Source organism: Pseudomonas sp. HMSC063H08, from assembly GCF_001813645.1.
GTDB lineage: Bacteria > Pseudomonadota > Gammaproteobacteria > Pseudomonadales > Pseudomonadaceae > Pseudomonas > Pseudomonas aeruginosa.
On the sequence record NZ_KV813503.1, the window covers coordinates 1 to 1,346 of the forward strand.

General features: G+C 46.8%; 2 protein-coding genes. One reads left to right on the forward strand and one right to left on the reverse strand.

What is annotated here, in order from left to right; genetic code table 11:
* Positions 1-251, forward strand: a 251-nt coding sequence (locus HMPREF2924_RS21265) for a DsbA family protein (RefSeq protein WP_371915081.1), incomplete at its 5' end; no start/stop codon positions are given.
* A 45-nt stretch (positions 252-296) separates the two neighbouring features.
* Here HMPREF2924_RS21265 and HMPREF2924_RS35580 read toward each other — a convergent pair.
* Positions 297-1,139, reverse strand: coding sequence for a hypothetical protein (locus HMPREF2924_RS35580; protein WP_023082679.1), 843 nt, complete (start codon positions 1,137-1,139; stop codon positions 297-299).
* Positions 1,140-1,346 lie beyond the last annotated feature (207 nt).

Consider the following 1,346-nt stretch of genomic DNA (forward strand, 5'->3'; position numbering starts at 1 on the left):
GGCTGCCTGGCGGCACATTGGACTTTCCTGAATTGGACCAGTCTCGACTGGAGAAATGTGCAAAAGACAACGAGCTGGTTGACTCATCCATCAAGTCGGACATCGACATTGCACGGTCGAAGGGCATTACAGCGACCCCTAGCCTGATTATCCAAGACAACCAGACGAAACGAAGCGTGAAGCTGGAGGGCATGGCCGACGAAACCACCTTGCTGTCGGCGATAGACTGGTTGATCCATAGTGGAGATTAACTCACTGTCAAACTCGTCCCTCAACTATAACTACTCAAGAGTTATCTATGCGACTCCACCGACAGAGTGCTCAAGATACAGCTTAGCGAGAAAATTTTGCATTTCCTCTATACTCAATGGCTCACCGTCAGACACAAAAACATTTGTGTGCAATAACGAAAGTTCCTTACTTACAAAATAGTCACTTCCAACAATCTGCTTGGCCGCGTCAGCCAAGTGCTCCCTGAGCTTAGGATCATTACTAGTCAAGGCCGACTTAAGAAAGAATCCAGCAACAACTTTTCTGCCAGCACCTGAGTTATCTACAATGACCACCCCATAGAGATAAGGCAGCAGTCTATATTCATCAATATTGTACCCGCGCCGATCATTATAATCGATATCACCAGAGTTGAACTTACAATCATACACCATAATCGAGGGTTTAGTCATAATCTCCGCGGATTCCCTCATAACCCTTTCAAGAACCCCTACCCCCTGAAGCGCATTAAACGTGTAGCCAATAAAGCTGGGAACATCCTCTCTACGAATAACTACAGTTTTAAGATCCCCAGTATTCTTAAATATCAAACTAAGGACCAACCCTCCATCTAACATCCTACTAACAACATGGCTAACGACGGTATCAAGACTTGGATTCTCTAACATAGAACGAGGCATCACCCCCTCATTCCTTTTAAACTCTCTCTCCGCCTCCGGTGACTCGCTAACCCCTCCTACTTCGACTAAGTAACCTTGAAACAACGAAGCCAACTGTGCACATACCATCTCACCCATACTCACCGAAAGAGAGCTGCCATCGCTAAACTTGAGATTATAGATTAAAGCAGCAAATTGACCTTTGTAATTAATGCACCCTACAGCGGTACCAACCAGCCTCACAGTCATACAGTCCTACCCCGGCCAAAGAAAAAGTAGATATCGATACCTCACAGCAAAGAATTTGAAAACTACTATAACTGATAGTTTTTAATGCATAGCGAGTCGGCGCATTGCCAGGCTTGCCTGGCGGGGTGTGCGGGGATCAAGGCGGCACCAAAGCATTCTGCAGCGCTTGTACGCAATCTTCGCTCAGTCGGCCGGCAACGGGGGCGG

What these genes read in the sequence shown, in the direction of transcription:
- HMPREF2924_RS35580 (WP_023082679.1), bottom strand. Translation starts at nt 1,139, where the DNA reads ATGACTGTGAGGCTGGTTGGTACCGCTGTAGGGTGCATTAATTACAAA.